Here is a 23,796-nt window from a genome sequence, read left to right on the forward strand (position 1 = left end):
GTTGTGTCATGAACAGCCTAACACGGCCGCCAGCGCAGATAGCTCAATCGCGCCCTGCTGCAATGATCGCTTTGGCCAACGCTTCGGGCTGTGTGAACAAGGACTCGTGGCTTCCGGCGCACGCCACGTAGCGGAACAGGCCGAGGCGCTCGGAGAGGCGTGGGTGCCAGGGCAGGCTGTGGGGCATGGCTGTGTCTTCCACGCAGTTCACATACGACTTGCCAATTTCCAGCGCGGCCAGCGGTGCCTTGAGCGGCAGAGGGTCGACAAAGCAACGGTAAGGCTGTGGGTGCAGCACGTCGTAGGCCTTCTGCGCCAGCTCGCCGTCGGCATCGTTGATAAAGGCTTCGCGCCAGATGGGGTAGGGCAGCACCACGGCACCGTTGTTGGCCTTGTTCATGGCGTCGAACAGCTCGCGGAAGTTCGGCGGCGTCATGTCGGCCAGGCATTCACCGGGGTTGGGCACGAAGGCGTTGACGTAGACCAGGCGGCGGATGCGCTCGGGCACGCGCTCGGCCGCGCCAGAGATCAGCATGCCGCCGTAGCTGTGGCCCATCAGGCGCACGTCTTTGAGGTCGTTCTTTTCCAGATAGGCCACCAAATCGTCGATGGCGTCTTGCAGTGAGAGCTTGGCGTAGTCGTCGCCAGGGCGGTTGCCGGCGAGGGTGGGGCAGTGCACGTCGTGGCCTTGCTCACGGATGATGCGCGCGGTGGGCTCCAGGGTTTCGCCGGTGTGCCAGGCGCCGTGAACGAGGACGTAGGTATCTTTGCTGCTGCTGTTGTTGTTGGCCATGGGTGTTGTCTCCGAATGTTCGTGTGTTTGTGAACGCAATGCCATGCAATCCAATCCAATACCGGTAGCGATACCGGTGCAGCTGGGCGCATGGCCCAGCCGAACACCGATGGTGGCGTGCTCCTGCCAGGCCGAATGGCCGCTGCCTGCCAGACGCATGGACCTGGCGTGCCAAGCACCGAGCGCGCAGCTTCAGCGAGCGTCGCGGGCGCGGGCGGGCGTGACGCCGCTCCAGCGGCGATAAGCGCGGGTGAAGTGCGAAGCGTCCAGCAAGCCCACGCGGCGGCCTACCTCGGCCGTGGTCAGGCCATCGAAAGAGCGCGACTGCAACATGCGTTGGGCAGAGCGCAGGCGCTGGGCCATCAGTTCCGACGCGAACGTGCGTTCCTCGCTGGCCAGCGCGCGGTGCAGGCTGCGAACCGATACCCCCAATGACGCCGCCACATCGCCCGCTGTGAGGCCTGGCTCGGCGAAGCGTTCATGCAAGCAAAGGTCGATGCGTTCGCGCAGGCTGCGTTGGGCGCCGGCTTCCCGCGCCGCATCATCGCCAACCCGCGCGTTCTGGTTTGCGGCGCCAGCCCCCAAGGTGAGCGCCAGCAAGCCGCCCAGGTGATCCACCTGCACGCTGTCGGGCAAAGCGCCCACGCCGTCTCCGAGCTTGCGCACATAGGCGCTGAGCACATGGCCCCAGCCTTCGCTGCCGTCGATGCGGCGCCCGAGCTGACACGATGCATCCGGCAGCCAGGTGTCCAGCCAGGCCGTGGGCAGCGCCAGAGAGAACACGTCCACCTCGTCCGGGAAATGCAGCTCGTAGCGGCGGCGGGAATCGATGAGCGTCAGGTCGCCCGGCAGCAGGCGCGCAGTGCCTGCACCGTGCTGGGTGATGACGGCGCTGGAGCGCGCTTCCTTGCACAGCAGGAAATAGAAGTCTTCGTGGCTGCGCGCAATGGCGCCCGGCGTGCGGTAGACCCGCTGGTTGCTGCCGCTCACGCGGTTGATGCGCAAATCACCCAGTGGCGTGGATTGCAAGCGGCCTTCAAAGCCGGGCCGGTCGGTGGTGTCCGCCTCCATCTCCAGAAAGCACTCGCAAATCGCACCCACCCAATAGTCAAAGCGCTGCGGTGCCTCGACCACATCGGTGGTCCAGACCTGTTGCCGCCCACCGCTTAAGGTAGACGACGAGAACGCGCTTCTGGAAGTGCTGGAACTGGAGGTTCTGGACATGTGGCGAATCTTGCGGTCAGCGCGCCGGGGCGTCCATCCGGATCAGCCCCATGCCAGACATCAGATCGGGTAGATGATCGAGTTCGGAATCATCTCGGTGTCGTAAATGCATTCCTTGCGGGCAAAGCGCAGGCCTTCGGGGGTGCGCACGATTTCGTCGATGTAGCGGCCCACGTTGAACACCGTGCTTTCCTGCGAAAGCTTGGTGCGGTAGACGGCGTAATTGGCTTCGCAACGCCAGCCCTCGGCCGTGACCTCGCGCACCACCGGCGTGCCCACCACATGGCGCTGGTAGTACGGGTCGTGGTACAGCGTCTCGCGGATGCCGTACACGCGGTCCTTGAGCATGCCCTTGCTGGTGAAGGACAGCGTGGCCAGCGGGAAGCCGCGCTCATAGTTTTCTCGCGGCTGCAGGCGGTACACGCATTGCTCGGTGAAGTACTCGGGCCAGCGGTCCCAATCGCCGCTGTCTACCGCATCGGCGTAGTCGGCATAAAGCTGGGTGATGGCGAACCAGTCGACAAAGTCGATGTTGACGGGGGTGACCGGTGTGAGTGTGGACGCTTCTGATGCAATAGGGGCTGTCATGTCGTTCATGGCGGGCATTCCTGTGGGCTGTATGGATCTGGAGAGCTTGGCGCTTGGCGCTTGGCTGGGCGTTGAGGCCGAACAAGCCTCAGTCATCCTTGTCCGCTTCCATCACCTCCCGCCAGTAGCGGTACATGCCCCGGATCAGGGTTTCGGTCACCATGTGTTCGGTGTTCTCCACCTCCTTGCCGCCCAGCTCGGCCACGGCGCGGTGGAAGGGCTTGCTTTCAAAACCTTCTTGCGAGAACTCGATCACCTCGCCATCGTCGGCCGATACAAAACCAGCCGGGCCGAACAGGTTGGCCTGCGTCAGGCGGCGGTTGGTCATTTCCTCGGTGTCGTCTTCATAGCCGAAGTGCGTCCAGACAAAATCGAAGCTGCCGTTGCCGTTGGGCTGGATGTGGCGGGTGGAGACGCTGTTGACTTGCTGCTGCAGGATCACGCTCGGAAAAATCGTGGTCATGACAGCTGTAGGCATGGGATTTGAAGCCCCCACGCTCGGCACTTCGTGTCTGTCGCTGCCCCCCGAGGGGGCGTCCGGCGCCTCGGGGCGGCCCTGCGCCGCCGGTGAGCCCTGCATAGCCCACCAGTCTTCCGGCACGATGTCCAGGAAGCTCGCATCGTTGAGCTTCATCGACTGCTTGAAGCTCGTCACTTGCGACACTTCCGACACCTTGCCCGCATTGCCCCGCGTGCTGATCATCGCGGCATGGCGGTGCTTGTCGTCCATGCGCAGCTGGCTCTTGTTGTCGGCGCGCCAGAGGCCGAAGGTCACGAACCAGGTGTGCAGCAGGCCGGGGTGGTACGGGTCTTTGATGTTCTCCTGCATCAGCTTCCAGTTGCCCGGAATGCGCTGGCGGTTGTAGCCCAGGATGGTGAGCTTGCGGCCGTTGAACATGCGGTCGAAGTACTGCAGGATGGTCGGGCCCAGGTAGTCTTCAAACGGCTCCACGTTTTCGTCAAACGAGGCAAACACCACGCCGCCGCGCACGGCCACCTTGAGTTTGGTCAGGCCATGGTCGGCCATATTGAAATCTTCCGGCATGCCGCCGTGCATCTGGCCGTCTTGCTTCACGCCGTTGCGGAAGGGCACGCCCACCAGGTCGCCGTTGAGCTTGTAGCCCCACTGGTGGTACGGGCAGACAAAGTTGCGCTTATTGCCATGGCGCTCGCGGCAGAAGCGCATGCCGCGGTGGGCGCACACGTTTTCCACCACGTTGATGCTGCCGTCGCGGTCGCGCACCATGATCACCGAACGCTCGCCCACCACCGTGCGCTTGAAATCGCCCGGCTTCGGCACTTCGGCCTCCAGGCCCACATAGCACCAGTGGCCTTTGTAGAAGAAGCGTTCCAGCTCCTTCTTGTGCAGTTCTTCGCTGGTGTAGGCGGCAAAGGGAATGCGGTGCGTGCCGCTGCCTTCGCCATCACCTTCCCATTCGGGTTCCTTGGGGAAGAAGTTGAGCGGCGCTTCGGGGCGTGGGGAATTCATGGGTCGTCTCCGGTGTTCGCTTTGTATTCAGCATGCTCGGCTGATCTGATGCCCCGTATCCTGCGCCTCTGCCGCACATTCGGCAATAGAATGGATGGAATCATTGCCATCACGTCAACGTGATATTGGTGGCCCTAAACCAATCCACCCATCGATCAATCGCCCAATCGATCCATCGGCTTCCCTCCCTCCGGACATGAACCTTTCCAACCTCGACCTCAAACAACTCGTGCTGTTCAACCAGCTCATGACGCTGGGCAGCGTTTCGCGCGTAGCCGAACAAATGGACATGACGCAGCCTTCGGTCAGCAACGCCCTGGCGCGGCTGCGCCGGCAGTTTGGCGACGAACTGTTCGTGCGCACATCGGGCGGCATGGCGCCCACCCCGCTGGCCGAGCAAATGGCCGAGCCCGTGGCCGAAGCCCTGGCCATGCTGGACCGCGCCGTCAACCCCAGCAGCGCGTTTGACCCCGCCACGCTGGAGCGCACCATCACCCTGGGCATGACCGACATCGGCGAGATCGTGTTTCTGCCACGGCTGGTCGAGCGCCTGCGGCAAGAGGCCCCTGGCGTGCATTTGCAAACCGTGCGCAACCACACCGCCGTACACCTGCGCGAAGACATGGAATCCGGCCAGGTGGACATGGCCATTGGCCTGCTGCCCCAGCTCAAGAGCGGGTTCTTTCAAAGGCGACTGTTCAACCAGCGCTACGTCTGCCTGTTCCGCCGCGACCACCCGGTCCTCGGCCCATGCGCAGAAGCGAGCTATTCAGCCCGCATCACCCTGGCCCAGTTCAAGGCCGCCGAGCACCTCGTCATCACCAGCGCCGGCACCGGCCACGGCCAGGTGGACGAACTGCTCCAACGCAGCGGCATCCACCGCACCACCCGCCTGACGGTGCCCCACTTCGTCAGCGTGGGCCATTTGCTGCAAAGCACCGACCTGATTGCCACCGTCCCCGAACGCCTGGCCATGCAACTGTGCAATCCCTTCGGCCTGGCCTGGGCCAAACACCCGGTGAAAACGCTGCCCCAGGCACCCATCAACGTGTTCTGGCACGCGCGCATGCACCGTGCGCCGGTGAACCAGTGGTTGCGGGGGGTGGTGTTTGAGGAGTTGGGGGAGGGATGATTCACGGCGTGGTGCTTTGCGGCCGTCAGTCGGAGATGCGCAAACCAAGCACAGGCTTGCCGTCTTCGGTCAGCTCCACTGGCTCACCCTGCCAGGGAATGTCCGCCTCCAGATGTTGCACGCCGTCCATGCTCCCCTGGCGAAACGGCACCTGCACGTCACATCGCTTTTTGTAATAGCAGCGCGGCAGCTCCACGAAGAGCGTCTGGCCGTCTGTGCGGTGGTTGACGCCTGGCGAGTAGTACATGGTGGCCTGCAGCTCGCGATACAGGATACGCAGCTGCCCGTCGCCCGCGCGAACCAGCTTGATGCGCCAGCGCTCGGGCTGTGCAGTAGGCGAGGGCTTTGGCTTTTGTGTTGGTGCTGGCGCCGCTTCGGCGAACGACAGCTCGACCGCTTCGTCACCATCGGGCGAGACCATCACCTTGGCTTCGCCCTGGTAAGGGATGACCACTTCGTACCAGTTGGCGATGGGCGCCTCTTCCGCAAGGACTGAAGGCACCTGCACCGGGCAGGGTGTGTTCACCATCAACGAGCAGGCTTTGAGTGAAATGCTCAAGGTCTGGCCGTCGGAGCTGAAGTCTGCCCCTGCATACACCACCGCACGGTTGGACAGCGGCTGGTAGCGAATGCGCACATGCTTGGCGTCTTCACGCACCATGGTCATGGACCACGGCAAGGTTGAAGACGAGGGAGAAGACCCAGTGATCCCTGACAAACCCTTGTATGGCGGCGTTGCCGGTGTTACCGGTGTTGCCACCGCAGCGTCGTCCGCACGCACGTTCGACGTACCAACTACCAGGAGCAGAGCAAATGACATCAACGCTGCCATTACTGCTGGGCGTGCCGCGCACCCCCCAAGGTGCCCTCCCAAGCGCTTGCGTGCCATGCCTGGCTTGGCGTTCTTCGTCATCCCAGTTTCACCCCTTTCCTTCCCTGCGTGCTGGCTTGGTCCCACCCAAGGCGCCGCTGCCCCTGCCTGCCTGGTCTGCGCTGTGGTGTCAACGCGCCATCGCTGACACGTCTGCCGCCTGCGCTTGCTCTGCAGCCTGTTGTGCCTGATGCGCCTGGGCCATCTCCTGGGCAGGCGCCTGAGCCTGCTGTTCCACCGGCTGGTTCGCCTTCAGTGCATCCTGCACATTGAACTCGCTGAGCGCGCCATTGCTCTGAATCATGGCCACCCGCTCGCCATCTTTGCTCAAATGAAATGCGCTGACGCCACCGCCCTGCGCTTTGGCACTGGCGTGTATTGCTGCGGCAGTGGTCACCCGCTCCATCTGCGCTTCGCTCCAGCCTGCGCGCTGCATGGCCGGCCCCAGCTGCGATTGGGCTTGCGCCTGGTAGCGTTGCTGCTCGGGCGAAAGCTGCGGCACCGCTGAAGTGGGTGAGGGCCGTGCGGGCTCGACAGGCATTCCACGTTCGCGCATCTCCTCGCGCAGCGCACGCACATGCCCCTCATCACGCCAGAGCTCGTTGCGCCCGTTTTCCACACGCTCGGCCTGACGCTTCACTGCCAACGGCCTGGGCCAGCCCTGATCCACATTGTTGTGCGAATCCGTGTTGGCCTCCAGCGCCTGCAGCTTCTGCCGGTCTTGCGCCACTTCGCCCCGGTATTGGCGGTAGCGATCGGTGAGCTGCTCGTTGCTCATGGCCGAATAGTTGTCCAGCGGCTCATGGTGCAGGGCGCGCGGGTACTTCTCATGCACCGCGTCGCTGAACGCACCCCGCATGGCATCAGCAGGCTTCTTGCCGGCATCGATGTGGCGCGCCAGCGCATCCACCACATCGTCCTTGTCGACTTTTGGGATGCGCTCGTGCATCTTCTCCCACACCTGGTCGATCTTTTCTCGGCCTTGAAAGTAGCGGTTGTTGCGTTCGACCTCGACATTGAACTTGTCCGCGGCCACATCGAGCCTGGCTTGAATGCGGGCACGCTCCGCAGGGCTTGATGCTTCGCGCAGGTCTTGCGTCAAGCTGTTGACCTGCCGCAGCGCACGGCCGTCGGCCGACACATAGTCATAACCCAAGTCGCCCGCCTGGCGGCCCACATATTTGGCGAACTGCTGCAGGCGCGAATCTTCATACAGCTTCTCGGCGCCATAGGCCGCAGCGCCACCCGTGGCCAGGCCACCCACAATCGGGCCGGCCGGCCCGGTGACAGGGCTGGTCAAGGCCCCGGCGGCCGCACCCGGAATCGCCCCCACCGTCGCCGCCGAACCCGTCACCACCGTCTTTGCACCCTGGTTCGCCGCCTCTTCCGTGCCTTTGATCCACTGCTCGCGGGTGGAGCGGGCAGTGTCGATGGCGGCGTCGACCTGGTTCTTGGCGTCAAGCGCGCCGTAGACGGTGCCAGCCGCTCCAGCGACTTTGACAGCCCCGCGGACAGCACTGGCGTTGACCTTGCCCCCATGCGCTTCCGCTGCTGCGTTGGCGTCTGGCGTGTGCGTGCGATGGGGTGCGTTGAGGTCGGGCTCGCTTGTTGCTGCTGTTGCCTGTTTTGATCGCTCTAGGTCACGCAAAGGAACCCGCAAGCGGTTGTCAACTGTCCGGATGGGTTCGTCGGACATGGTGTACTGGCCACGGTTCGGCGTCAGGTACTGCGTGGCGCCACCTGGCTTCCTGACCTCCCCGTCCAATTCGCTGACGGGCGCCACTGTGCTCACCCAAACTTCCGTCGGCGCGTTCGGCGTAAGCCGGTACACGTCGTACTTGGCGGCCTCACTCGTTACGGGGAGGCCGAAGAACTCCTGCAGGTTCTTACCTTCGCGGATGGCAGCGTCCAGGTCAGCTTCGCGCGCCCAGTACGGGGTGAACGTTGATGGCTTACTCCCTGCAGGCACGATCTTGACCAACGCTTCGCTGTTCATGTCCACGCGAGGGAATTCGCGACCAGATGTTATCTGCCCTACCGCTCGATCGTAAAGCTCTTTGAAGCCTGCGTTGCCGCCCTTACCGGCTTCGATGACCCGCTGCAGGTAGGCTTCGCCTTCGCTTGTTTTCAGAAACTGCCGGGCCTGTTCTTCCGAAAGACCATGGGTTTTGAACGTGCTGATTCCCTGGCTTGCCAGCTCTTCGACCCTCTTTCTGAGGTGGTCCGGCGTCAGCCCAGCCTCTGTCATGACTGGCGACCCTTTTCCATCTGCGCTGCCATGGCCGCCATTCGGCCAATGATCTGCTGTTCTTCCTCATTGAGGCCGCCACACATCTCGATGCCGAAGTCGACGTAGGCACCTTCCACATTGGGATCCCTGAACTCACGATACTCGCCTTCTGCCGAGACGGCCCACCGCCCTGGCATGCTTTGTCTGTCTGGCAGTGGCCTGGTGACTCGACCTGCCTTCGCATCCTCAATCATCGGCAGCAAGGCCTTGTAGAGGCCTTGCACCTTGTCCACATCTGGATACTGCTGACACACCCATTCCAGGTGCTCTGCAGCGGCCTTAAGTTTGACGGGGTCGATCTTCTGGGTCATCTGGAGTCCCTGATAAAGGGTAAGGGCGAAACAGGCAACGGGCTGGACGCTACGGGCAGCCCAGCCAGAGTAGTACCTAAAGTGTATAGGCGCTGTGGGTTGCCGAGGTACCGGGCACCCTCTTTTTTTGACACCGTCCCAAACATTCAGGGAAGCACTGCCATCGGCACGCATCAATGCATTTAGGAATGCCCTTGGATACCGTATGTAAGGCCCGACCTACGACTTGTCCCTGCGGATCAAAGGGTAGATCCCGAACAGAGAATCAGGCTGCGGAACTCTATAGGCTCCAGAACGAGCCTCTGTAGGTGGACAGGCAAACTTTCGCACGTTATCTAATTTTCCGGGCAGCCTCCCCGGAAGAATCTCGACACCAGCCCGTTCCACCTGCCTCACGAATTTCCGGCAAACATCAAAATATGCAATATGAGAAGCAGAACTCTGAACTATGTAGCCAAAGTTCACTTCTCCATCTTTTTGAAACAGCTGTACGCATTGGTACCTCGACGCTTCGCATCCACGAGAGAAATCAGCCAAATGGTCTTGGGCCAGTTGTTCACCAACCGTCCGGCCAACAAAAAGCGGCGCGGCAAAGATTCCGAACAGCATCGCTAGTGCGAAAGGAGCAAGTATTCCCGATCCGGCACCTACTGTTGCAAGGAGGAGCGGCCTACGCAGGTGAAACCTCTCTAGCCATTTCCAGCGATCAACTCGCGGAGCTTCAAACGCAGAGAACGCAAGACTGAGCCCAAACCATATCAAACCTACATACAGCGCAAAGGCAATGCCACCGACTGCAGCCCAGATAATCCGATCTAGTAGGAATGTAAACAGATAGCCAATGCCATTTAGCAATCCATGAAAGCCGGTTACAGCAATTTCATCTGAAGTCTTTGGGAATACGCTTCCATCAATACCCCATTCAGCGAGGTACCCAATCTGTACAGCTCGACCAATGTAGTACAGCAGTACAGCGCTCACCGCAAAGAACGCCGTGGCCTTCGCTACAAGGCGCTGCCACGATTGCCACCATTCGAAGCTTTCCGTGGACGTAGCTTCAGTCTTGGCCGAAAGCTCTGATTCTATGCTTGCCACAATTTATTTCCCCCTTGACTCCCGGCACGTGCTGGGCAAGTAGCTTTGCGCTACCGCGCAACTCTGAACTCAAACTTCGCCTTTAAATCGTTCAGCCACCTAACATCCAAAAGACCATCGTGCTGCATTCTTCCCACCACGATTCCCGGATGAATTCCTATCGAATTCGCGAATTGAGCAACGGCTGACTTGGTCTTCGGGAGGTGAGGAAGAAAGCGCGCACTTTCCGGGGAAACCAAAAAGTCCCTAGCCCAGGCATTCGCTTCCTGCTCCTCTTTTGAAGATGCTCCTGACTTGCTTGGATCATCGAGGAACACAGACTTCTTTTGCTTCCCGTGAAGCAAGATGTGCGCAGCTTCGTGAAAGAAACTGAACCAGAACCTGTCGTTCTGCTTCCCATACAGGGAAAGTTGAATCATTGGACGGTGGGGATTCAGCCAGCGAGCCACTCCAGACACATGCGCTTTTGGTAGCGCAGGCACCAAGACGAAAGCAACTCCTGCTTCGTGCAATAGCTGCTTCATGCGTGGCTCGAATTCCTGCGGGGACTGGCAAGTTAGGCTTCGAATCGCATTCAACGCGGCCTTGAAGCGCGACTCGACAAAGGGTGGTCCATCGAGACGTTCGGCTAGACGCTCCCCCATCCTCAGCCATGCTGAAATGGCAGCAATATCAGCCTGATCCTCACGGCTCCGCCGGAAAGACAGTTCCATCCGCTCGTACTGCGCAGCCCACTGCTCTGGCGTGGCAACACTGAAGAACGTCAGCAACTCATCGACAACAGCGAGTTTGGTCCTGGCATCAAGGCGGCATCTCGTTAGTTCACCGGCGGCCATCATTTCCCTGATAGGAAACCGCTCCAACCAAGGCACCATCGCCTCTCGCTGCTTTTCCGCCTCCTGTATAGCAACACGTTCCCGGTACTGGGCCTCGCGCGTTAGCCAAAACCCAACGGTGGAGCCAAAGACACGTTGAAGCCGAATTGCAGCATCTTCCGTCAGCGGCACTTTGGCCTTGATCAGCTGATTCACATGTTTTACCGAATAGCCAAGACGATCAGCCAACTGTTGCTGCGTCCAATCCCGCTCTTCCAGCAGGTCCACAATGGTGTCTCCGGGCGGCGATACCCAATCGGGCTCGAACTCCATTTCGCCGAGACGTGCCTGAGCTTCAGTCATGGTAGTCCCCGATGTATTCAATGCAAACGATGGTCACGCTTGACCAATCGATAGAAGCGTCTTCCCGACGCGGTATGGGATCGTTGGCAGGTGCGAAAACGAGCCGCCATCCTCCAGTCAAGTTAAGCGCGTACTGCCCTTGGCGATCTCCGGTAAGGGGGTGAGGATTCCCGGCCACAAGATCAGTTACACGAGAAGCGGCTGAAATATCAGCTATACGCGCAAGCAACCTCCGCGCACCTACGTCTCCCAGCTTCCTGACGGCTACGACCTGCTTGCTACAAATATCTTGCAGCTTCTTGTTCTTGAACAGGATTCTCAAGAACGCCCCCTTTCACAGTTAGTGATTCTATATTTTATTTACCCATTGGGTAAATAAAATATAGAACACCCACATTTTGGGGATGGGTTGTATCGTCGGCGGTTCCCTAGGCGACCTTCTGGACTCGTTCATCTACCCTTCAGGGGCTTCCACCATCAGAAGATCCTTCGCACCGCACACTAAACGCCCTAGGACTGCCCCGACTGTGCGACGCTTTGGTCTCATGCACCCTCAAATTTCACAGGTCGCGCGGGCCTAAGATGCTGAGAAAGGCGACTATGACCAGGTGTTGAATAGAATTTGAGTCGACAAGGCTGCGAAGGACTCGGCAACCAATGTCTTTCAAAGCTGGTACCAGTTGTGTACCAGTCCCAAGTGCATACCGCAACAACAAGGAAATGGGCTGAATGCCAACTCTGAACTGGATCGGCAAAGAAGCCGTCGTCAAGCACCACAAGGATGTACCATTCCGCCTACTGGAGACAGACCCAGAACTGTCCTGCGGCCCCGCAGATTCAGGCAACCTGATCGTGCAGGGCGACAACTTGCATGCGCTGAAAAGCCTGCTGCCGCGTTATGCGGGCCAGGTGAAGTGCATCTACATCGACCCGCCATACAACACAGGCAACGAGGGCTGGGTCTACAACGACAACGTCAACAGCCCGGAAATTCGCAAGTGGCTGGGCGAGGCGGTTGGCAAAGAAGGCGAGACACTGGACCGGCATGACCGCTGGCTCTGCATGATGTACCCCCGCCTAGTGCTGCTGAAGCAGTTTCTGCGCGAAGACGGCGCGATCTTTGTGTCCATCGACGACAACGCGGTTGGCAACTTGCGGCCCTTGATGGACGAGATTTTTGGTGCCCGCAACTTCATCACTGGCTTCATCTGGCGCAAGGTCGACAGCCCGAACGACAACAAGGTCCCGCTCACGCCCGACCACGAGTATGTGCTGGCCTATGCCCGCAGCAAGGACCGCCTGAAGCTTGCACAGATGTCGGCGCCGGGCATCGTCGAGGCCTATGGGCGCGTTGATGATCAGGGGCGTCGTTTCCGGGATCGGTTGCTAAAGAAGAACGGCCGAAACAGCCTGCGCAAGGACCGTCCGACGATGTACTTTCCGCTGACCGCACCTGATGGCAGCGAGGTCTATCCAACCCATGACAACGGCGAGGAAGCCGTCTGGGCAATGGGCCAATCTGGAATTGATCGCCACAAGGCAGCGGACACGCTGATATGGAAACAGCGCCAACGCCAGGGTCAGACGGTTTGGGAACCTTACACGCGCGAGTTCGCCCCAGAGGACCCTAGGCGTCCGTACCCCAGCATCTGGGCGGACCTACCGACCATGCGCCAGGCCAAGGCTTTCCTGCGCGATGTGTTCAACACGGCCGACCTGTTCGACACGCCCAAGCCCGTTGAACTGATTGAACGCATCCTGCAGATGATGAACGACCCCTCAGCGCTGGTGCTGGACAGCTACGCGGGTTCCGGTACCACCGGGCACGCAGTGCTCAAGCAAAACGCCGAAGACGGCGGAAACCGTCGATTCCTTCTGGTGGAAATGGATGACGGCATCGCTGTTCGGGTTTCGTCCGAGCGCGTCAAGAAAGTATCTGAGGGCTACACCCCCGATGGTGGCGAGCCGGTCGAAGGACTCGGGAGTGGCTTCCAGTTCTGTCGCCTGTCAGCAGCCCCCCTGTTCGACGCCGACGGTCAAATCCGCAGCGATGTGAAATTCGCCCAGCTGGCCGAATTCGTCTGGTTCGCCGAAACCGGAACGGGCTACACGGGCCCTGCCGATTCGCCGCTGCTGGGCATCCACGAGGGCCGCGCCATTTACCTGCTCTACAACGGCATCCTCATGGACAAATCTGTGGGCGGCGGTAACGTGCTCACCGGCCCGGTACTCGATGTGCTGCCCAAGTTCGCTGGCCCGAAAGTGATTTACGCCGCTGCCAACCGCATGGGTGCCCGCACCGCGCGCGAAGGCATTACCTTCAAGCAAACCCCTTACGCGCTGGAGGTGTAAGCCATGTCTGGATTCGCACCGAAAGTCTATCAACAGCAAGTGCTCGACAGCGTGGAGGCCTATTTCAAGTCCTGCCATGAACTGCCGTCGCCTTCGATTGCCTTCACCGCCACCACCGAGCGCCTGTGGGGACGCGGCAACCCGTACAACCCGTTGTCGGGCTTTCCGGCCGATATGCCGTACTTCTGTCTGCGCGTACCGACCGGCGGCGGCAAGACCTGGCTGGCGGCAAAAAGCGTCCAGCTCGTTAACACCCACCTGCTGCGTGGCGAGCACAGCGTGGTTCTGTGGCTCGTGCCCAGCAAGCCGATTCGTGAGCAAACGATCAAGGCGCTGAAAGATCGCAGTCACCCCTATCACGCCGCACTGCGCGAGGCGGGCCCGATCACGGTTTTGGATCTTGAAGAGGCCAAGAGCGTGACCCGCGCCACGCTGGACACCTCGACCACGGTGATCGTTGCCACGCGGCAGGCGTTTCAGGTGGAAGAGGAAGAGTGCCGCAAGGTGTACCAGTCCAGTGGCGCACTGATGCACCACTTCGACAACCTGTCACCCTCGCAGCGCGACGAGCTGCTGACCGATGGCGAGGGAAGCGAGCGCACCACGCCGTATTCGCTGGCCAACGTGCTGCGCCTGCGGCGCCCGTTCGTGGTGGTGGATGAAGCGCACAACAGCCGTACCGAACTGGCCTTCGACATGTTGGCGCGCTTCCGCTCCAGCGGAGTGATGGAGCTGACCGCCACGCCTGATCTGGAGCGCACGCCTAGCAACGTGCTGCACAGCGTTTCCGCCGCCGAGTTGAAGGCGGAAGAAATGATCAAGTTGCCGGTGGTGCTGGAAACCGAACCCAACTGGCAGCAGTGTCTGGCCGATGCCATTGCCCGCCGCGATGTACTGCACAAGCTGGCTGATGAAGACCGCCGTGCGGGCGCGGACTACCTTCGCCCCATCGTATTGATCCAGTCGGAGCCGCGCCGTACTGGCGTCGAGACGCTGGATTTCGACAAGGTCAAGAATGAGCTGATCACCAATCATGGCATTCCTGCGAACGAAATCGTAGTGGCCACAGGCGAGGAAAAAGGGCTTGAGCAGATCGATGCCGATTACAAGCTGGGCATTGCCGATCCGGCGTGCCCGGTGAAGTTCGTCATCACCCAGAAGGCTCTGGCCGAGGGTTGGGACTGCCCGTTTGCTTACATTCTGGTAAGTATGGCTTCGTTGTCATCGGCCACGGCGGTTGAGCAACTGCTCGGGCGTGTGTTGCGGCAGCCAGGTGCAAGCCATCGGCAGGCCAAGGCCTTGAACCAGTCCTATGCCTTCGTGGTGTCGCGCAACTTTGCCGAAACAGCCGGTGCGTTGCGCGACCGGCTAGTGGCCGGTGCCGGGTTTGAGCGGCGCGAAGTCACAGCCTTTGTCACTGCAGCAAAGTCAGAACAAGCACAACTGGACCTCGAAGGACATGCAGGGCGAGTTGTGTTACACCCTGTCGCGATCAAGTTGTCTGAGAAGCCCAACCTCAAAGGCATACCTAAGCGCGTCCGTGACAAGGTCAGCTGGGACGGGAAAGCCAATACGCTCACCATCAGCGCGCCTCTCTCAGACGAGGAGACAGAGTGTCTGAAGACGACCGTTTCATCTACCACTACTGCGTCCGCAATTGAGGAAGCTGCCGAGGTCAGTCGCACAACGGCGATTGAGTATTTTCAAACGCCCGCTGAATCTGGGGAGCGGTTCTGTGTGCCACAGATGGCTTTGCGCATTCAAGGTGAGCTAGCACTATTTGATGACCCAGAGGTATTGGAGTATCCGTGGGATCTTTCACTCTATGACGCCACACCTACGGCAGAAGATCTGACGAAGTTGGGGGCAGCACTGAAGGTTTCTGAGGCTGGTGAAGTTGATATTGACGAAGACGGACACGTGTTTTCACGTTTCCTCCCAGAGCTTCAGCGCGACCCGGGGCTCGCGTATCAACCCGAGAACTGGGATTCGGTTCGAATCGCCACTTGGCTATGTCGAAACCTCCCAGAACCGTCATTGACACACGCCAGCAAGCAAGCGTTTGTTGCGAAATGGGTCAAGGATTTGTTGGATCGTCATGAGTTCACCTTGGCAAGGGTCAACCTTCAGAAATTTCTTATCCGGAATTTGATCGAGTCTCGGATTCGCGAGTTAAGGAAGAATGCCGTCGGGCAGGCATTTCAACAGGCATTGTTTGGCACCGGCGCTGATTCACGTGTTTCGGTGACCGATCAGCACTTGTTTGAATTCCATTCCCAGGCCTATGCTCCGACGCATGACTACGATGGCCGCTATGGCACCTTTGATTTCCGAAAGCACTTCTACGGACGTATCGGTGACTTCGACAGCAAAGAAGAGTTCGAGTGCGCCTGCAAAATTGACATGCTGGCTCAGAAAGGTCAAATCCAATTCTGGGTCCGAAACCTTGTGAGACGCGAAGGCAGCTCCTTCTTTCTGCAGAAGGCGGATGGCCGTTTCTACCCCGACTTCATCTGTCAACTACCAGACATTGATTCTCAGAAGGGTCCTGTTCTCGCGGTCGAGTACAAAGGAGCAGACCGCTGGAAAGCGGCAGAGGATGACAGACTAATCGGGGGTCTGTGGGCGAACGTGTCTCAAGGCCGCTGCAGGTTTGTGATGGTTACCAACAAGCAGTGGGACGACATCGAAGCGCTGCTCTAGAGGTACTTCAATCAATTGGACGGCACCGGCAGAGGTCTTCCGTTGGGCCGCTATTTGAGCTTGCTTTCATTGGCCCGCTCACGTTCAAGCCTGCTTGAATTTGCCTTGTGCCAGCCCACCCACGTTCAAACCGTCCCCCGCTGCACAAACCCCTCCAACACCTCCGCTGAACCCAGCACTTCCGTCACCTCCACGCCGCTCACCCGCGCCAGCTCGGGCCCACGGTGGGCCCAGGTGATGAGGGCTTGAACGGCTTGGGGCGGGCCTTGGACCAGGGCTTCGACGCTGCCGTCGGTGCGGTTGCGGACCCAGCCTTTGAGGCCGAGCGCGGTGGCTTGCTCGACGGTGCTGCCGCGGTACCAGACGCCCTGCACTTTGCCGGTGATGCGCAGGCGGCGGGTGATGGTGGGGGTGGGGGCGGCGCTCATGCGGTGGCTTTTTGTGTGGTGTGGCGGTGTGGCGGCGTGGAGTTTTGGTACGGCGTGAAGGGCGAGGGCGTTGGGCTGTGTTGGGTTGGGTTGGGTTGGGTTGGGCACTGCAGAAAAGTATTTCCCCCTTTTACCGCGATATGACATAGACTCTGCGCATTGGTTCGGTTGTCTGGCGCACACGCGTTGGCCTGGATCAAGCCGGTGGTGGCGTCGTTGATTGACGATGTTCAGCTGCTCTCTCTCTTGGTAATTGCTGTTCTCTCTGCTTTGCTGTAGGCCGCCCCGCTCGCGCGGTTGGTCTGGCGGCTCAAGGGGGTTGGCATTTGCTGAGGTGAGGTTTGCTTGCGCTGCCCCCCGGTGAACTCGAACGCTGGCAAGCGAGGGACCGCAAACCTTTTCTGTTGATGCCAGTGCGTTGGCCTGCCGAGCTGCAGGTACGGCGGCTTTCTTTCCTGACTGCTCAAAGATTCTTCCAACACACGATTGACGTCGTTGATGTCGATGTGATTGTGGTGGTGGTGGACGTTGGTGCCTTTGTCATCAGTGGTGCGTTGCATTGAAAAGTGCTGCGCTACGCCGCGCTGCTGGCCTGAAGGCGTCATTCGTCTGTCTGCCCATCTGTCTGACTGTGTGTGCTCTTGTTCGCGCTTGCTTGTGCGTTCCTTTTCCTGTTCGGTTGGCGTCAACCCTGTGCTGATCTGGCTGAGAGTTGGCGGAGGCACCGGTGGCGGCTTGCAGGGGTATTGAGGCTGTCTTTTCTTTTGCCTTTGCGGTATTTCTCTTTTCTCTCTTTTCTCTCTGAAAGGCTCATTGATGAGCTCGAAACTTTATGTGGGCAACCTGCCCTACACCGTTGACGAAGACGCCCTGCGCAGCAATTTCGCTGAATTCGGTACCGTGGCATCTGCCAAGGTCATGACCGACCGCGACACCGGCCGTTCCAAGGGCTTTGGCTTCGTGGAAATGAGCAGCCCGGCTGAAGCCGAGGCCGCCATCAGCGGTTTGAATGGCGTGTCCGTCAGCGGCCGCTCGATCGTGGTGAATATTTCTCGCCCGAAAGAGTCCAACGGCGGTGGCGGCTACGGCCGCGAGCGTCGTTCGCACGCTTACTGAGCGAGCAGCACTTGCCAGGACACGGGCCGTCACGCATGGATGACGGGGCGCCCGGAGGTGGGAAGGTGAACGCGAGTTCGTGACTGTCTTTCATCGACAGACAACACCGCCACACCCTTGCCCACCCAGCCAAGCCGGCCTTCCTTTTGTGGAAGGGCCGGCTTTTTCTTTGGCGGCTTCGGTTTTTGTTTTTGTTGCTGTTGCTGTTGCTGTTGTTGCCGAGGCCGAGGCCATGTCCGTGGCCGTAACCCTCACGGGCTGGTATTCCCGATACCCATTCGCGCGGCTATCGGTTCATAATGAAGCGCTGATGGAGATTGATGCCTGCCCTGTGTGCATGGCCAGGGCTCGGGATGCCATTGCACCTGCAACGCCGATGGCCGCTGCGGTGGCGACGGCGGCTGTTCTTTCGACATCGCCTTGGCCAATGCCTTTGTCTTTGCCTTCACTTTCGCCTGATTCCTGATTGATGCCCAAGCAGACCCGCGCGCTGGCGCTGTTCAACTACGACTGGGATGCCCTGGGCCATGCGCGTGCGGCACAGAATGTGCCTGCGCTGGGGCTGGCGGGGGTGGATGAGGCGGGGTTTGACCTGTTTTCGTTTCCCAGCAATGCGCGGCTGGCCTGGTTTGACATGGAGCGTTTTGTGGACCGGCTGGCGCGCAAGGCACGGCGCAAGGGTTGGACGGCGGTGACGTCCAACCATGAGCAGTTTGGCGCGCTGGCGGCGGCTTTGCTGGCCGAGCGCATGGGCTGGCCGGGCACGCCGGTGAAGGCGATTCTGGCTTGCCAGCACAAGTGGTACGCGCGGCAGGTGCTGCAGCAGGTGGCACCAGAGGCGAACCTTAGCTATGCGCTGCTAAACGCCGCCTATGGCGACCCGGCGCCCGAGGGCTTGCGCTACCCCGCGTTTGTGAAGCCGGTGAAGGCGGCGTTTTCGGTGCTGGCCAAGGCGGTGCACAACCGCGATGAGCTGCAGGCGCACACGCGCTTCGGCGCCTGGGAGCTGTGGGTGATCAAGCGGCTGGTGGAGCCGTTCGAGCGGCTGGCGCAGGAGCGGCTGGCCCCGCTGAACCAGGGCCAGAGTGGTGAGGAGGCGGCACTGCCGTGTGCGCACCGCATGCTGCTGGAAGAGGTGGTGCCGGCAAAGACACCGCAATACAACCTGGACGGCTATGTGTTCAAGGGCCAGGCGCATGCGCTGGGCGTGGTGGACGCGGTGATGTACCCCGGCACGCAGGCGTTCATGCGCTGGGATGTGCCAGGCAGTGCGCCAGCGGGCGTGCAGGCGCGGGCGCTGGATGTGGCGCAGCGCTTCTTGCATGCCGTGGGCTTCACGCATGGCATGTTCAACATGGAGTTCTTTCACGACCCGGTGACCGACCGGCTGAGCGTGATCGAGTTCAACCCGCGGCTGGCCTCGCAGTTTTCTGATCTGTATTTGCGCACCACGGGCGTGGACTTGCATGCGGTATCGCTCGCCTTGGCGCTGGGCATGGACCCGGCCACGCTGCCACGCGCCGAGCCGGTGGCCGGTGCGGCGGCGAGCCTGGTGTACCGCGCGTTTGAAGAAAACGAGATCCGGCCGCAGCCAACACCCGCGCAAGCGAAGGCGCTGACGGATGCCTTCCCCGATGCCGACCTCTACCCGTTTCCGAAAGCGGGTGGCTCGGTAGCGCGGGATTTCAAATGGCTGGGCAGCTACCGCTATGGCATTGTTCACCTGCAAGGGCGCGACAAGGCCGACCTGAAGGCGCGCAGCGAAAAGGCGAGCGCGCTGCTGGGCTGGCCCACGCCGTGGCTGGATGGGGAACCTGTGGCCACCGCAGCCGCTCCCACCAACACCACGATGCCGCCAACTGTGCAGGTGGACGGCGCCTCCGCTATGCTGGACGTTGACCTGGCGCCGTTCCCCACCCACACCCACTGCCTGCGGCCCGAAGCCGCCTCAGAACAACGACCCACTGCAAGGACGTCTTGAACCATGAACACCGCTGCCCCGACATCTTCATCACAACGCCGCCCCTCTACCCTGAGCCGCTGGCTGAAGAACCTGGCCTTTGTGGCGCTGCTGGCGGGCGTGGCCAGCCTGTCGGCCTGTGGTGCGATGAAGGCGCAAAACCCGTCAGGCGCGTATTCGCCAGTGAACGCGGTGCAGATGAACGACGACGACCGCGTGATGCTCAAGGGCGCGGACGTGGTGGCCTACTTCACCGAAGGGCAGTACCAGCAGGGCTCGCCTGAGTACAAGAGCGTGTACGAGGAGGTGACCTTCTACTTTGCGTCGCCCGAGCACAAGCAGGCGTTTGACGCCGCGCCCACGCAATTCCTGCCCCAATACGGCGGCTACTGCACCAACGGCATTGCCTACGGCATTCCATGGGGGGGCGACGCCGACATCTGGAAGGTGGTGGACGGCAAGCTCTACATCTTCGGCGGCCAGGCCAGCAAAGACGCTTACGAGCTGGACGAAGCCGCCAACGGCGAACTGGCCAAGAAGTACTGGGCCGAAGAAGTAAAAGACAACAACAGCTTCTGGCAGCGCAGCAAGCGGCTGGTGTTCCGCGTGCCGCATTACAAGAGCGGCGAAGAGCTGGCCGCCGATATTGCCGCGGCCAAAGCCAAAGCTGGCCAAAACTGAAGCGCTGAAAGCAGCGAAGGGACATGCGCCCCAAGCTGACGCGCCGGCGGCTGATGGTGGGCGGCGGGCTGGGCGCAGGCCTGCTCTCGGGCGGGGTGTTCACGGCGTCCAGCTTTCAAAGCGGGCGCAACCATGAAGGGCCAGACGCACCGCAACAAGTGCCCTGGAGCCTGGGCGCGGGTGTGGCCTGGGTGTTCAGCTCGGGCGGGCCGCGCGGCTATGTGCACGTGGGCGTGATCAAGGCGCTGGACGAGCTGGGCCTGCACCCGGGGCTGATTGTGGGCGCATCGGCCGGCGCGCTGGTGGGCACCATGCGGGCCGCTGGCTACCGGGGAACCGAACTGCAAAGCCTGGCGCTGGAAGCCGCTCCCTGGAAGGTCACGCGCCTGAACCCGTTTGGGCCGCCCTGGCTGGCCGGTGACGCGCTGGCCGATTTCATGCGGCACTGCGTGGACGGGCGCCCGCTGGAGGCACTGCCCACCCCGGTGGCCTGCGTGGCCTGGAACCGCAGCCAGCAACAACTGGTGGCGTTCAACCGGGGCGACACCGGGCTGGCGGTGCAGGCGTCGAGCGCGATAGAGGGCGACTTTGCGCCGGTGACGATACGGGGCGAGGTCTATGTGGACGCCGACTTGCACCAGCCCATGCCGGTGCGCACGGCGCGGGCGCTGGGTGGCTTGCGGGTGCTGGCGGTGGATGCCTCCGCCCATGAAGACCGGGCGCCCGCCGGCACCGAGCCCTGGCGCGCGGGCGACTTGCGCAAACGCGCACTCACCCAGCCAGACGCCAACGCGGCCGACCTGGTGCTGCACCCGGACACGGGCTACTACGCCGGCATGTCACGCGAGTACCGCGAGCGGGTGATCGAGATTGGATACCGCGAAACGCTGAAGCAGGCCGATGCGCTGCGGGCCTTGCATGGCGTGGACGCAAAGAGCTGAACCTAAGCGGTTAACGCGTGAGCCAGCGGCGCCAGAGGTAGCTGAGCGCATCCACCAGCGCCACCATGAACAACATGGCGATGAGCACGGTGGCGGTCTTGTTCATCTGGAACAAGCCCATGTGGAAAGCCAGCATCTGCCCCAGGCCACCGGCCCCCACCACGCCAAGCACGGCAGCGGCGCGGATGTTGTTCTCCCAACGGTAGAGCGTGTAGCTCATGAGCTGCGGCAACACCTGCGGCAGGGTGGCGTAGACGAACACGCGCGCGTTGCCCACGCCATGGGTGCGCAAGGCATCGCCAGGGCCGGGGGGTGCGTTCTCGATGGCTTCGGCAAAAAGGCGGCCCAACACGCCAGTGGTGTGAAAGGCCAGCGCCAGCGTGCCGGCAAAGGGCCCTAGCCCGGCGGAGATGAGCAGTAGCGCAGCCCAGACCAGCTCGGGGATGCTGCGCAGCGCATTGAGCACCAGGCGCGTGAATGCGCGGCCACGGGCGGCATCGCCTTCATGGAGGCGGCTGGCGGGCAAGGCCAGCAACAAGCCGGCCACCGCCGCGATGCCGGTGCCCAGCGCCGACATGGCCAGGGTCTCCCAGGTGCCCTGGACGATCTTGAGCAGAAAGTCGGGCGCTGCTTCGGGCGGGAAGAACTCCGCCAGAAAACGCCCCATGCTTTGCGCCGCTTCGAGCGAGAAGAACTGCGCCCACTGCATGTCGAGCGACCAGAAGCTGAGCACGATGAGCACACCGATACCGGCGGTGAACCAGCAGGCCTTGCAGCGCGCATCGAACAACGGCGGCGGCAAGCGGTAGCGCTCGTTGGCAGCGGGGCGGGAAGTGTTGATGCTCACCCCAAGGCCTTTCGCAGGAAGCTGCTGACTTTGTCAGCGAGCGCCACCAGCAACATGAACACCAGCAGCATGGTGGCCACTTCACCGCCGGCAAACATCTTCATGGAATTGTCCATTTGCTGGCCCAGGCCTCCGGCGCCCACAAAACCCAGCACCACTGAAGAGCGGATGGCGCATTCCCAGCGGTAGACGGTGTAGCTGGTGAGCTCGGCCGCGTTGGCCGGCAGCAGGCCGTAGGCAAAGGCTTGCAGGCGGGAGCTGCCGTTGCGCAGCAGGGTTTCGGTGGCGTGGCGTTCCCCGCTTTCCAAAATCTCGCCATAGACCTTGCCGAGCATGCCGCCGTAGGTGAGCGCAATGGCGAGGACGCCGGAGGTGGGGCCCAGGCCCACCACGCGCACAAACACCAGCGCCCAGACCAGTTCGGGGATGCTGCGCAAGACGATGAGCAGCCAGCGCACCAGTTGGCGCAGCCAGAACGGCCCCCGCGCCATGCTGCCCGAGAGCGACGAGATGGACAAGACCTGGGTGCTCGCCAGCGTGAGCGGCAAGGCCAGCACTAGGCCAAGCGTGATGCCAGCGGTGGCCATGGCGACGGTGCGCCAGGTTTCGCGCGCCACCAGCCAGAGAAAGTCTGCGCTGTGGGCGGGCGGCAGGAAGCTGGCCAAAAAGTCGCCGGTGACGGCCAGGCTTTCCGGCTCGAACAGTGTCCAGGGTTTGAATTCGGTGGCCACGCCCAGCGGCCACAACACCACCAGCACGGCCAGCACCGTGAAAACGCGGCCCGTCCAGGCCGGGTCGCGCAGTGCGGGCGAAGCAGCAGCAGAGGTGGTGGCGTTCATCGAAGGTGTTTGCAGCTCAGCGGCAATGCATCACCACCGGGGCGGGTTTGGCCTGTGCCGCGTTGTCTGCATCATCGCTGGCAGGCCGGTTACCACTACTGCCGCCACGCAGCTCGTCTTCGTGCTGCTCGTACAGCGCGGCCAGGCGCTCGGGCGTGACCTCGGCCGTGGGCAGGTCGAACGCAAGGCGGCCATCGCGCAGGCCGATGATGCGGGGGAAGCTGGCCAGCGCGGTGTCCACCTGGTGCAGCGTGGCCACCAGCGTGGCCTGGTGGGCACTGGCGGCCTGGGTGAGGGCGTCGATGGCGCGGCGGGCACGGATGGGGTCGAGCGCGGAGAGCGGCTCGTCCACCAGCAGCAGGCTGGCGCCAGGGCCGCGCACAGATGAAGATGAAGAGGAAGAGGCGGCCTGCATGGCGATGAGCGCACGGGCCAGGCCCACGCGCTGGCGTTCGCCACCCGAGAGGCGATCTACCCGCTCGAAGAGTTTGTCGCTCAGGTCGAACGCGTCGAGCGCATCGTGTGCCGATGGAATGTCGGCCGGATAGAAGAGGGATCGCAACGCGGCCCACAACCCCATGCGCGGCAAACGACCCGCCAGCACCGAGGTGACCACGCGCTGGCGCGGTGGCAGCGGCGGCACTTGCGGCGCGAGGAACAGCCGGCCGCGCAGGCGCTGCAGGGCCGGGCGCGAGAACTGCCATGGCGACTGCCGGTTCAGGTGCAGCACGCCGCCCGTGGGCGGCAGCGCGCAGGCCAGCACCTGGAGCAGGCTGGTCTTGCCGGCGCCAGAGGGGCCAATGATGGCGACTTGCTCGCCCGCTGCGATGCTGAAGCTGATGCCTTGCAAAGCGGGCGCAGCACCGGTGCGTGCAGCCGGGTGCTGTGCCGCAAGGGATTGGAGTTCGATGTTCACGCCAAGGCGTTTTCAGCACCAACCGAAACGGTCAATATGACC

At 61.8% G+C, this 23,796-nt stretch carries 21 protein-coding genes; 7 read left to right on the forward strand and 14 right to left on the reverse strand.

Translation table 11 applies throughout. The annotated features are described in order from the left end of the window. Nucleotides 1–43: 43 nt before the first annotated feature. The 4 genes from ABWV89_RS10885 to ABWV89_RS10900 all read right to left on the reverse strand — a co-directional run bounded on the left by ABWV89_RS10885 (nucleotide 44) and on the right by ABWV89_RS10900 (nucleotide 4,094). Nucleotides 44–793, reverse strand: coding sequence for an alpha/beta fold hydrolase (locus tag ABWV89_RS10885; RefSeq protein WP_353397500.1), 750 nt, complete (start codon nucleotides 791–793; stop codon nucleotides 44–46). A 192-nt stretch (nucleotides 794–985) separates the two neighbouring features. After that, nucleotides 986–2,017, reverse strand: coding sequence for an AraC-like ligand-binding domain-containing protein (locus ABWV89_RS10890; protein ID WP_353396534.1), 1,032 nt, complete (start codon nucleotides 2,015–2,017; stop codon nucleotides 986–988). A gap of 60 nt (nucleotides 2,018–2,077) precedes the next feature. After that, nucleotides 2,078–2,605 carry an aromatic-ring-hydroxylating dioxygenase subunit beta gene (locus ABWV89_RS10895; protein ID WP_353397503.1) on the reverse strand — a complete coding sequence of 176 codons (528 nt, stop codon included), beginning with the start codon at nucleotides 2,603–2,605 and terminating at the stop codon, nucleotides 2,078–2,080. 88 nt (nucleotides 2,606–2,693) lie between these two features. Then, nucleotides 2,694–4,094 carry an aromatic ring-hydroxylating dioxygenase subunit alpha gene (locus tag ABWV89_RS10900; RefSeq protein WP_353396536.1) on the reverse strand — a complete coding sequence of 467 codons (1,401 nt, stop codon included), beginning with the start codon at nucleotides 4,092–4,094 and terminating at the stop codon, nucleotides 2,694–2,696. Between the two features lie 196 nt (nucleotides 4,095–4,290). On the opposite strand from ABWV89_RS10900, the gene ABWV89_RS10905 reads away from it, so the two are divergent. Next, complete coding sequence (locus ABWV89_RS10905) at nucleotides 4,291–5,226, forward strand: LysR family transcriptional regulator (protein WP_353396539.1); 936 nt, start codon at nucleotides 4,291–4,293, stop codon at nucleotides 5,224–5,226. Between the two features lie 25 nt (nucleotides 5,227–5,251). On the opposite strand, the gene ABWV89_RS10910 is transcribed toward ABWV89_RS10905, so the two are convergent. From ABWV89_RS10910 to ABWV89_RS10930, 5 genes are all read right to left on the reverse strand, one after another. Further along, nucleotides 5,252–5,893, reverse strand: coding sequence for a hypothetical protein (locus ABWV89_RS10910; RefSeq protein ID WP_353396541.1), 642 nt, complete (start codon nucleotides 5,891–5,893; stop codon nucleotides 5,252–5,254). Nucleotides 5,894–6,227: 334 nt separating this feature from the next. Continuing rightward, nucleotides 6,228–8,345 (reverse strand): hypothetical protein, encoded by a 2,118-nt coding sequence (locus tag ABWV89_RS10915; RefSeq protein ID WP_353396544.1) that lies wholly within the window; start codon nucleotides 8,343–8,345, stop codon nucleotides 6,228–6,230. After that, nucleotides 8,342–8,698, reverse strand: a complete 357-nt coding sequence (locus tag ABWV89_RS10920) for a hypothetical protein (RefSeq protein WP_353396545.1) — start codon at nucleotides 8,696–8,698, stop codon at nucleotides 8,342–8,344. Before ABWV89_RS10920 ends, ABWV89_RS10915 begins: the two co-directional genes overlap by 4 nt. A gap of 219 nt (nucleotides 8,699–8,917) precedes the next feature. Continuing rightward, a complete protein-coding gene (locus ABWV89_RS10925; protein WP_353396548.1) occupies nucleotides 8,918–9,793 on the reverse strand; it encodes a hypothetical protein in 876 nt (291 codons plus the stop codon). Nucleotides 9,794–9,843: 50 nt separating this feature from the next. Then, nucleotides 9,844–10,971: a helix-turn-helix domain-containing protein gene (locus ABWV89_RS10930; RefSeq protein WP_353396550.1), complete on the reverse strand. Its 1,128-nt coding sequence runs from the start codon at nucleotides 10,969–10,971 to the stop codon at nucleotides 9,844–9,846. 729 nt (nucleotides 10,972–11,700) lie between these two features. On the opposite strand from ABWV89_RS10930, the gene ABWV89_RS10935 reads away from it, so the two are divergent. Both ABWV89_RS10935 and ABWV89_RS10940 read left to right on the forward strand, forming a co-directional pair. Then, nucleotides 11,701–13,323, forward strand: a complete 1,623-nt coding sequence (locus ABWV89_RS10935; RefSeq protein WP_353396552.1) for a site-specific DNA-methyltransferase — start codon at nucleotides 11,701–11,703, stop codon at nucleotides 13,321–13,323. A gap of 3 nt (nucleotides 13,324–13,326) precedes the next feature. Continuing rightward, complete coding sequence (locus ABWV89_RS10940; protein WP_353396555.1) at nucleotides 13,327–16,026, forward strand: DEAD/DEAH box helicase; 2,700 nt, start codon at nucleotides 13,327–13,329, stop codon at nucleotides 16,024–16,026. A 125-nt stretch (nucleotides 16,027–16,151) separates the two neighbouring features. Here the strand turns inward: ABWV89_RS10940 and ABWV89_RS10945 are convergent, their stop codons facing one another. Further along, a complete protein-coding gene (locus ABWV89_RS10945; RefSeq protein ID WP_353396557.1) occupies nucleotides 16,152–16,454 on the reverse strand; it encodes an acylphosphatase in 303 nt (100 codons plus the stop codon). 230 nt (nucleotides 16,455–16,684) lie between these two features. Further along, complete coding sequence (locus ABWV89_RS10950; RefSeq protein ID WP_353396559.1) at nucleotides 16,685–17,059, reverse strand: hypothetical protein; 375 nt, start codon at nucleotides 17,057–17,059, stop codon at nucleotides 16,685–16,687. 211 nt (nucleotides 17,060–17,270) lie between these two features. On the opposite strand from ABWV89_RS10950, the gene rbp reads away from it, so the two are divergent. From rbp to ABWV89_RS10970, 4 genes are all read left to right on the forward strand, one after another. Next, nucleotides 17,271–17,570 (forward strand): RNA-binding regulator, encoded by a 300-nt coding sequence (gene rbp / locus ABWV89_RS10955; protein WP_353396561.1) that lies wholly within the window; start codon nucleotides 17,271–17,273, stop codon nucleotides 17,568–17,570. A gap of 469 nt (nucleotides 17,571–18,039) precedes the next feature. Then, complete coding sequence (locus tag ABWV89_RS10960) at nucleotides 18,040–19,551, forward strand: ATP-grasp domain-containing protein (protein ID WP_353396563.1); 1,512 nt, start codon at nucleotides 18,040–18,042, stop codon at nucleotides 19,549–19,551. 3 nt (nucleotides 19,552–19,554) lie between these two features. Next, nucleotides 19,555–20,211 (forward strand): YHS domain-containing (seleno)protein, encoded by a 657-nt coding sequence (locus tag ABWV89_RS10965; protein ID WP_353396566.1) that lies wholly within the window; start codon nucleotides 19,555–19,557, stop codon nucleotides 20,209–20,211. A gap of 23 nt (nucleotides 20,212–20,234) precedes the next feature. Then, nucleotides 20,235–21,152: a patatin-like phospholipase family protein gene (locus ABWV89_RS10970; RefSeq protein WP_353396568.1), complete on the forward strand. Its 918-nt coding sequence runs from the start codon at nucleotides 20,235–20,237 to the stop codon at nucleotides 21,150–21,152. Nucleotides 21,153–21,162: 10 nt separating this feature from the next. Here the strand turns inward: ABWV89_RS10970 and phnE are convergent, their stop codons facing one another. Genes phnE through ABWV89_RS10985 form a run of 3 tightly spaced genes read right to left on the reverse strand, consistent with a single transcriptional unit; the run spans nucleotide 21,163 to nucleotide 23,754 of the window. Then, nucleotides 21,163–21,999, reverse strand: coding sequence for a phosphonate ABC transporter, permease protein PhnE (gene phnE, locus ABWV89_RS10975; protein ID WP_502903194.1), 837 nt, complete (start codon nucleotides 21,997–21,999; stop codon nucleotides 21,163–21,165). Next, nucleotides 21,996–22,838, reverse strand: coding sequence for a PhnE/PtxC family ABC transporter permease (locus tag ABWV89_RS10980; protein WP_353396570.1), 843 nt, complete (start codon nucleotides 22,836–22,838; stop codon nucleotides 21,996–21,998). Before ABWV89_RS10980 ends, phnE begins: the two co-directional genes overlap by 4 nt. Before the next feature lie 16 nt (nucleotides 22,839–22,854). Continuing rightward, nucleotides 22,855–23,754, reverse strand: coding sequence for a phosphonate ABC transporter ATP-binding protein (locus ABWV89_RS10985; RefSeq protein WP_353396572.1), 900 nt, complete (start codon nucleotides 23,752–23,754; stop codon nucleotides 22,855–22,857). Nucleotides 23,755–23,796: the final 42 nt, after the last annotated feature.

This window comes from Hydrogenophaga sp. 5NK40-0174, assembly GCF_040372165.1.
GTDB lineage: Bacteria > Pseudomonadota > Gammaproteobacteria > Burkholderiales > Burkholderiaceae_C > Hydrogenophaga.

Coding starts and splice junctions, on each gene's coding strand:
- ABWV89_RS10885 (WP_353397500.1), bottom strand. CDS start 793: ATGGCCAACAACAACAGCAGCAGCAAAGATACCTACGTCCTCGTTCAC.
- ABWV89_RS10890 (WP_353396534.1), bottom strand. CDS start 2,017: ATGTCCAGAACCTCCAGTTCCAGCACTTCCAGAAGCGCGTTCTCGTCG.
- ABWV89_RS10895 (WP_353397503.1), bottom strand. CDS start 2,605: ATGACAGCCCCTATTGCATCAGAAGCGTCCACACTCACACCGGTCACC.
- ABWV89_RS10900 (WP_353396536.1), bottom strand. CDS start 4,094: ATGAATTCCCCACGCCCCGAAGCGCCGCTCAACTTCTTCCCCAAGGAA.
- ABWV89_RS10905 (WP_353396539.1), top strand. CDS start 4,291: ATGAACCTTTCCAACCTCGACCTCAAACAACTCGTGCTGTTCAACCAG.
- ABWV89_RS10910 (WP_353396541.1), bottom strand. CDS start 5,893: ATGACCATGGTGCGTGAAGACGCCAAGCATGTGCGCATTCGCTACCAG.
- ABWV89_RS10915 (WP_353396544.1), bottom strand. CDS start 8,345: ATGACAGAGGCTGGGCTGACGCCGGACCACCTCAGAAAGAGGGTCGAA.
- ABWV89_RS10920 (WP_353396545.1), bottom strand. CDS start 8,698: ATGACCCAGAAGATCGACCCCGTCAAACTTAAGGCCGCTGCAGAGCAC.
- ABWV89_RS10930 (WP_353396550.1), bottom strand. CDS start 10,971: ATGACTGAAGCTCAGGCACGTCTCGGCGAAATGGAGTTCGAGCCCGAT.
- ABWV89_RS10935 (WP_353396552.1), top strand. CDS start 11,701: ATGCCAACTCTGAACTGGATCGGCAAAGAAGCCGTCGTCAAGCACCAC.
- ABWV89_RS10940 (WP_353396555.1), top strand. CDS start 13,327: ATGTCTGGATTCGCACCGAAAGTCTATCAACAGCAAGTGCTCGACAGC.
- ABWV89_RS10945 (WP_353396557.1), bottom strand. CDS start 16,454: ATGAGCGCCGCCCCCACCCCCACCATCACCCGCCGCCTGCGCATCACC.
- ABWV89_RS10950 (WP_353396559.1), bottom strand. CDS start 17,059: ATGACGCCTTCAGGCCAGCAGCGCGGCGTAGCGCAGCACTTTTCAATG.
- rbp (WP_353396561.1), top strand. CDS start 17,271: ATGAGCTCGAAACTTTATGTGGGCAACCTGCCCTACACCGTTGACGAA.
- ABWV89_RS10960 (WP_353396563.1), top strand. CDS start 18,040: ATGCCCAAGCAGACCCGCGCGCTGGCGCTGTTCAACTACGACTGGGAT.
- ABWV89_RS10965 (WP_353396566.1), top strand. CDS start 19,555: ATGAACACCGCTGCCCCGACATCTTCATCACAACGCCGCCCCTCTACC.
- ABWV89_RS10970 (WP_353396568.1), top strand. CDS start 20,235: ATGCGCCCCAAGCTGACGCGCCGGCGGCTGATGGTGGGCGGCGGGCTG.
- ABWV89_RS10980 (WP_353396570.1), bottom strand. CDS start 22,838: ATGAACGCCACCACCTCTGCTGCTGCTTCGCCCGCACTGCGCGACCCG.